The 6290-nt window shown below is 72.4% G+C and carries 7 protein-coding genes; 3 read left to right on the plus strand and 4 right to left on the minus strand.

The genetic code is table 11. From position 1 onward, the window contains the following. Positions 1-13 precede the first annotated feature (13 nt). The 3 genes from Mterra_RS04450 to Mterra_RS04465 form a co-directional block, all read right to left on the minus strand. Positions 14-1096: a flavin-containing monooxygenase gene (locus Mterra_RS04450; protein WP_119314080.1), complete on the minus strand. Its 1083-nt coding sequence runs from the start codon at positions 1094-1096 to the stop codon at positions 14-16. A gap of 20 nt (positions 1097-1116) precedes the next feature. After that, positions 1117-1614, minus strand: coding sequence for a DUF6428 family protein (locus tag Mterra_RS04455; protein WP_245971529.1), 498 nt, complete (start codon positions 1612-1614; stop codon positions 1117-1119). Between the two features lie 276 nt (positions 1615-1890). Further along, complete coding sequence (locus Mterra_RS04465) at positions 1891-2241, minus strand: ArsR/SmtB family transcription factor (RefSeq protein WP_119314083.1); 351 nt, start codon at positions 2239-2241, stop codon at positions 1891-1893. A gap of 81 nt (positions 2242-2322) precedes the next feature. On the opposite strand from Mterra_RS04465, the gene Mterra_RS04470 reads away from it, so the two are divergent. Next, positions 2323-2673 carry a hypothetical protein gene (locus Mterra_RS04470; protein ID WP_119314084.1) on the plus strand — a complete coding sequence of 117 codons (351 nt, stop codon included), beginning with the start codon at positions 2323-2325 and terminating at the stop codon, positions 2671-2673. Between the two features lie 68 nt (positions 2674-2741). Beyond that, the gene (gene lepB / locus Mterra_RS04475; RefSeq protein ID WP_119314085.1) at positions 2742-3503 is read left to right on the plus strand and encodes a signal peptidase I; all 762 of its coding nucleotides are present in this window, start codon (positions 2742-2744) and stop codon (positions 3501-3503) included. A 124-nt stretch (positions 3504-3627) separates the two neighbouring features. On the opposite strand, the gene Mterra_RS04480 is transcribed toward lepB, so the two are convergent. Further along, entirely contained in the window at positions 3628-4770 is a 1143-nt protein-coding gene (locus Mterra_RS04480; RefSeq protein WP_119314086.1) for a YbfB/YjiJ family MFS transporter, read from the minus strand. Between the two features lie 150 nt (positions 4771-4920). On the opposite strand from Mterra_RS04480, the gene Mterra_RS04485 reads away from it, so the two are divergent. Next, positions 4921-6290: MFS transporter (locus Mterra_RS04485; RefSeq protein ID WP_119314087.1), on the plus strand; the 1370-nt coding region annotated here is incomplete at its 3' end.

Here is a 6290-nt window from a genome sequence, read left to right on the forward strand (position 1 = left end):
GATCTGCTTAAGATTAGCAGCACTGGGGCTGGGGCAGGAGTCGCCGGGTGGCGGGCCGGCGCAGATGAGCCTCGAGGTGCCGCACCACCAAGGCCGCGTCGGCCCCCACCCCGCGCAGCGTGGCCGAGGCGACCGAGCGCTGGCCGGGCAGGCCCACGTAGTAGAGGCCGGGGACGGTGGTGCTGACGCCGTGGCGGTGGAGCGGGCGGCCGCCCTCGAGCGCCCGGGTCCCGGCGAGGTAGTCGAGGTTGGGGCGGAAGCCGGTGGCGAAGATCACCGCGTCCACCGCCTCACCGCTCCCGTCGGCCCACACCACGCCCGCCGGGGTGAAGCGCCCGAACACCGGGCGCTGGTCGGGCTGGCCGCGCTCGAGGGCCGCGCGGTACTCGCCGTTATCCCACACCAGCCGGGAGGCCCCCAGGTTGAGGCGGTGGCCCAGCGGCACGCGGTCAACGAATTTCAGCCAGTCGTGGAAGTCGCGGCCCAGGACGTGCTTGGGGGCGAAGGCCACCGGCTCGCGCACCGCCAGGGACACCCGGGCGACCTGGGCCAGCTCGACCGCGATCTGCACCGCCGAATTCCCCGCGCCCACCACGACCACCCGCCGCCCGGCGAAGGGCCCGGGGCTGCGGTAGCTCGAGGAGTGCAGCACGCGCCCGCGGAAGTCCTGCTGGCCGGGGAGCAGCGGCACGTAGGGCTTGGAGTAGGCCCCGCTGGCCGCGATCACCGCCCGGCTGCGGAAGTGCGCCCCGGACTCGGTGAACAGCTCGAAGCCCTCGGGGCCCTCCACCACCTTCCGCACGCGGGCCCCCAAGACCACCGGGAGGCCGAATTCCTGGCGGTAGGCCCGCAGGTAGGCGATGACTTCCGCGCGGCTGGGGTAGTGCTCGGGGTCGCCGGGGAAGGGCATCCCCGGCAGGCTGGAGTGCTTGGCGGGGGAGAACAGCCTGAGGCTGTCGTAGTAGGCGGGCCAGGAGCCCACGGCCTCGAGGCCGGCCTCGAGGATGGCGAAACCCACCCCCCTAGCCCGCAGGAAGTACCCGGCGGCCAGACCTGCCTGGCCGCCGCCGATCACCAAGACCTCATAGCTCTTCATCGCACACGCCCCGGCGCACTTCAGCAGCAGCCTCGAGCCGCCACCGGGAGCTCCTGGCCCGCCTCCACGGCGGGGCCGCAGCAGCCCGCCGAGCGCGCCCGGTCGGCGGCCTTGCAGGTCACGCCGGGCGGGGTGAGGCGCACCACCAGCTGGTCGCCCTCCACCTCGAGCCGCCCCACGTGGTAGTGCACGGCGGGGCGGGCCGGGTTGCCGTACTCGAAGCGCACCTCCGCCTCGCCCTCTACCGCCACCGAGGCCGCCACCCGCTCGTAGATGCTCAGGAACTTCTTCACCGGCATGAACTCGGGCTTGTCCTTGGGGCCGGGGTCCATCAGTTGCACCACGGTCTCGCGCCAGGCGTTGGCCTGCCCGCCGCAGTCCATGCTCGCGTAGCTCACGCTCATGACCTCGGTGACGTGGTAGCCGGGGGCCACGCGCTGGCCGGCGTCGTACTCGAAGACCAGGCCCTTGTCGGGGTGCGGGGCGAGGTTTTGCAGAAACTCCTGGGTATTCATCATGAAAATCCTCCTTTTCAGGCCGTGCAGCACTCGGCCTCGACGCAACACGCGCTTGCGGCCAGGGTGAACCGGGCCCCAGGCCACGCAAAAGGCAGCTTCCCCAGCAGACCCACCCAGAACCCCTTTCCCTGGCGTGGCACCCCGCGCAAACGGCAGACCTCCGCGCACAGGTTCCGCTGCCGCTCCTTGGCTAGCATCAGCATGGTTTGCTCGTTCATACCCTTCCTCTCTTAGATCGAGACATTGAAATCTATCAATGTGTCGAGGTAAAAAAACTCACCCGCCGATGCGGGGCAAAAAAGCCCGCAGGAGGGCGAAGCCCTGGGGGTTGACCCGGTAGTACATCCAGCGCCCGCGCTTCTCCCCGGCGACCAGGTTGGCCGAGATCAGGCACTTCATGTGGTGGCTCACGGTGGGCTGGGAGAGCCCGGTGACGGCCTCGAGGTCGCAGGCGCAGACCCCGTCCTCGGGGCCGCAACAGGTGCCGGTGCCCTCGCCGGCCAGGAAGGCCAGGATCTTGAGCCGGGCCGGGTCGCTGAGCGCCTTGAACACCCAGGCCGCCGCCTCGAGGCTGGCTTGCGGGGTGGGGGCGGGCTCGAGCTGGATGACCGGGGGCACCGTGCTCATGGCCCCAGCCTAAGGCAACATATTGACGGTTGTCAATATGTTGGGCTATCTCACCCGGCCGGGCCTATACTCGAGGCCATCATGCTCGGGCGGCGGCAAGGCTTCTGGGGGTACGCTCCCCGGCTCCTGCCCTTGTTGCTGATCTACCTCCTGCCCTACACCTCGGCGCAGACGCCGGCGCCGGACGGCCTCGAGCGGCTCTCGGGCCGGGCCATCTACGGGGCGGAGGGCTGCTACGTGCAGGGGGGGCTCGAGGCCCCCGTCCCGCTGGCCTGGCTGCAGGCCGGGCGCCCGGCAGCGAGCCTGGGCGGTAGCCCGGCGTCCGGGGCCGTAGGGGGCGCTTTCGCCCGCCGGCCGGCCCGCTACGGGGTGCTGGGCCGGGGCCGCGTCGTACGGGAGGCCAGCCCTAGGGCCCCGCCCCTGCGGGTTTGACTGCGGCCCGGCTTTGACCCCAGGACCCTTCCGACCCTTGCTGCCCCCGGGCAGCCGCAGGAGCGAGCATGACCGAACCCGAACCGGCCCGGGCGCAGGCCCAGGCGTCCAGACCCTACCGCTCGTTGTGGCCCTACCTCGGGCGGGAATGGCTCCGCCAGGTGGGCGAGGCGCTGCTGGTGGCCTTCCTGGTCACCACCTTCCTCTTCACCACCGTGGGCGTGCTGGGCACCAGCGACCTGCCCAACGTGCGCCCGTGGGAGCGGGTGTTCATCCCCAAGTACGAAGCCTGGCTCTACCGGCTGGGCTACGGCGGCTACCGTCGCGGCGACCTGGTGGTGGTCAAACCCCCCGCCGACGCCCCCAGCGCCCGGCAACCCCTGCCCCTGCTGGGCCGGTGGGGCTTCACCTACCGCCCCTACTTCATCAAGCGCGTGGTGGGGCTCCCCGGCGACCGCATCCGCATGGAGCAGGGCCGGCTCTACCTCAACGGCCACAAGCTCGAGGAGGCCCACACCGTGCCCTACTGGAGGGTCCAGGGCCAGTGGGACCAGACCTCCGACCTCGCCAACTCCGCCTACTGGCCCTTCCGCGACGCGCAGGGCGTGCCGGAGTACGTGGTCCCGGCGGGCCACTACTTCGTCATGGGCGACAACCGCTCCTGGGGCGGCTCGGAGGACTCGAGGACCTTCGGCCCGGTGCGCCTCGAGCAGATCGGCGGCCGCGCCGCCACCGTGATCTGGCCCCCCGCCTACCGCGACGAGGCAGGCCACTGGCAATGGGGCTGGCGCAGGCTAGGGCAGGCGGAGGCGTTCAAGGATTTACGTTAGGGGCCCGTGCCTATGGCCTGTCGAGGGTCGAGGGCCAAAGCATTTCGCTTTTTGCGTTTGGCGCCTCGCGTACGACGTAGGACGTAGGACGCACGACCCTCGCCCGGCATCCCCCCAAACCCCTTCACCCCCGCTGCACCCGCGCCACGGCCGCACCCGCCAGCAGCACGGCCACCGAGGCGATGAAGCCCGCCTCGAGCCTCCCCGAGACGTCGGTGAGCAGGCCCGAGAGCCAGGGGCCTAGGCTCTGGCCGGCGGCGAAGACCACGGTGGCGACGGCGATCCCGTAACCCCACTGCTCGCCGGGGAGCCGCTGGCGCACCAGGGCGGTGATGGCGGTGACCACGCCCAGGAAGGAGCCGCCGAACAACAGCCCGGAGAAGAGCATCACCGGCAGGCCCTGCGAGAGCACCGGCAGTGCGGCCCCGGCGGCCACCACCGCCAGGATCAGGCTGAGGGCTTCGCCGCCGCGGCTGTGCTGGATGGAGCGCCGCCACAGCCACGACGAACCCACCACCGCCAGGCCCAGCACCGCCCAGAACACGCTGACCTCGAGGCTCCCCAGGCTCTGGCGCACCAGCGCGACCACGAAGGTCATGTAGACGATGTAGCCCAGCGCGAAGAGGAAGTAGGCCAGCCCGGCGGGCCAAAGCAGCTCCACCCGCGCCCGCCGGCTGCCCTGGCGCGGCTGGGGCGGGTCTTGCAGGCGCAGGGCGGCCAGGGCGGCGGCGCTCGAGCCCAGCAGCGCCAGAGCGCCCAGCACGACCCAGGCGACCCTCCAGCGCTCGGGGTGGGCCTCGAGCAGCCCCGGCAGCAGCACCCCCGAGCCCACGATGCCCAGGCCCACCCCGCCGAAGTACAGCCCCAGCGCCAGCGCCGCGCGGGCGGGGTCGCGGGAGGCCAGGTGGGCGGCCAGGGCGCCCCCGGCGATGAAGACCAGCGCCCCGCTGGCCCCCGCCAGCAGCCTCAGCGCCACCAGCACCCAGTAGAGGGGGCTCGAGCCCGACAGGAGCAGGGCCAGGGTGGTGAGCCCCAGCCCGGCCAGGAAGGTGTTGCGCGTGCCCAGCCGCGCCATCAGGGGCGCGGCCAGCAGCGAGCCCAGCAGGTAGCCCAGCGCGTTGGCGGTGTTCATGCCCCCGGCTTGGGCGTAGCTCCACCCCAGGTCCTCACGCATGGCGGGCAGCACCAGCGCGTAGGCGAAGCGGGCCAGCCCCAGGCCCACCGCGGGCCCCAGGGCCAGGCCGAAGGCCAGCCGCAGCAGGCTCATGCCGAGGGCTTCACCCTCCCTCGACCGGCAAGCTTGCAGACGGGGATATCTCCAGCGGGCTCGAGGGGCATGCCCCAGTATGTCGGGCCTGCGGGGCGGGGTGCAAGAAAGTGCTCGAGCCCACGGCCGGGCGTTCGGCTATGCTGGGCCATGACCCTCGCCCAGCGCTGGACCCTCACCGCCACCGTGCTCGGCGCGGCGGTGGTCTTCCTCGACTCCACGGTGGTCAACGTGGCGCTGCCGCGCATCGGGCAGGAGCTGCGCTCGGGGCTGTTCGGGGTGCTCGAGGCGCAGTCGTACGTCTACAACGGCTACTTGCTCACCCTCTCGGCCCTGCTGATCCTGGCGGGGGCGCTCAGCGACGCCTACGGGCGCAGGCGGATGTACGCGGTGGGGCTGGTGGGCTTCGGCGTCACCTCGGCTCTGTGCGGGCTGGCCCCCAGCATGGACGTGCTGATCCTGGGACGGCTGTTGCAGGGCGTGGCCGGCGCCCTGCTGGTGCCGGGCTCGCTGGCGCTGATCCGGGCGGGGTTTTCCGAGGGGGAGCAGGGGCGGGCCATCGGCGTCTGGTCGGCGGCGTCCTCGGCCACCACGCTGCTGGGGCCGCTGGTGGGCGGGGTGATGGTGGACACGGTGGGCTGGCGGGCGGCCTTCTTGATCAACGTCCCGCTGGTGCTGCTGGGGCTCTACGCGCTGCGCGCGGTGCCGGAGAGCGGGGGCTCGAGGGCGGGCCGCTTCGACTGGACCGGCTCGCTGATCGTGGCGCTGGCGGTGGGCGGGCTGGCCTTCGGGGCCATCCGCGGGCAGGAGCAGGGCTGGCGGGACCCCGGCGCGTTCGTGGCGCTGGGGCTGGGGGCGCTGGCGACGCTGGCTTTTCCCTTCTGGATGGCCCGCGTGCCCAACCCCCTGGTGCCCCTGTCGCTCTTCCGCTCGCGCACCTTCGCCGCCATCAACCTCTCGACCTTCCTGATCTACGGGGCGCTCTACGTCAGCGGCTACTACCAGGCGATCTTCTTCCAGGGGACGCTGGGCTACACGGCGCTGGCCGCCGGGGCGGTGGGCTTGCCCATCGGCTTGGCGCTGAGCCTGTTCTCGGCCCCCGTGGGGGCGCTGGCCGGGCGCTACGGGCCGCGCCCCTTCCTGGTGGCGGGGCCGCTGCTGATGGCGCTGGGGCTGCTGTGGCTGGCGCGGCTTCCGCTCTCGAGCCCCCCCTGGCAGGCCGCGCCGGGCAATCTGTGGCCCTCGAGCGGTTACCTCCTCGACGTGCTGCCCGCCATGCTGGTCTTCGCGGCGGGGCTGTGCCTGCTGGTGGCCCCGCTCACCGCCGCGCTGATGGTCTCGGTGCCCGGCGAGCAGGCCGGGCTGGGCTCGGCCATCAACAACGCGGTGAGCCGGGTGGGGCCGCAACTGGCCGGGGCGCTGATCTTCGTGCTGATCACGCTGGGCTTCCAGGCCGACCTCGAGCGCCGCAGCCCCCAGCTCACCCCCCAGCAGCGCGGCCAGGTCGCCCCGCTCAACCC

The sequence above is a fragment of the Calidithermus terrae genome (assembly GCF_003574345.1).
Taxonomy (GTDB): Bacteria; Deinococcota; Deinococci; order Deinococcales; family Thermaceae; genus Calidithermus; species Calidithermus chliarophilus.

Excerpts from the sequence above, each read along its gene's own strand:
- lepB (WP_119314085.1), top strand. The coding sequence starts at position 2,742 with ATGACCGAACCCGAACCGGCCCGGGCGCAGGCCCAGGCGTCCAGACCC.
- Mterra_RS04450 (WP_119314080.1), bottom strand. The coding sequence starts at position 1,096 with ATGAAGAGCTATGAGGTCTTGGTGATCGGCGGCGGCCAGGCAGGTCTG.
- Mterra_RS04480 (WP_119314086.1), bottom strand. The coding sequence starts at position 4,770 with ATGAGCCTGCTGCGGCTGGCCTTCGGCCTGGCCCTGGGGCCCGCGGTG.
- Mterra_RS04470 (WP_119314084.1), top strand. The coding sequence starts at position 2,323 with ATGCTCGGGCGGCGGCAAGGCTTCTGGGGGTACGCTCCCCGGCTCCTG.
- Mterra_RS04465 (WP_119314083.1), bottom strand. The coding sequence starts at position 2,241 with ATGAGCACGGTGCCCCCGGTCATCCAGCTCGAGCCCGCCCCCACCCCG.
- Mterra_RS04455 (WP_245971529.1), bottom strand. The coding sequence starts at position 1,614 with ATGATGAATACCCAGGAGTTTCTGCAAAACCTCGCCCCGCACCCCGAC.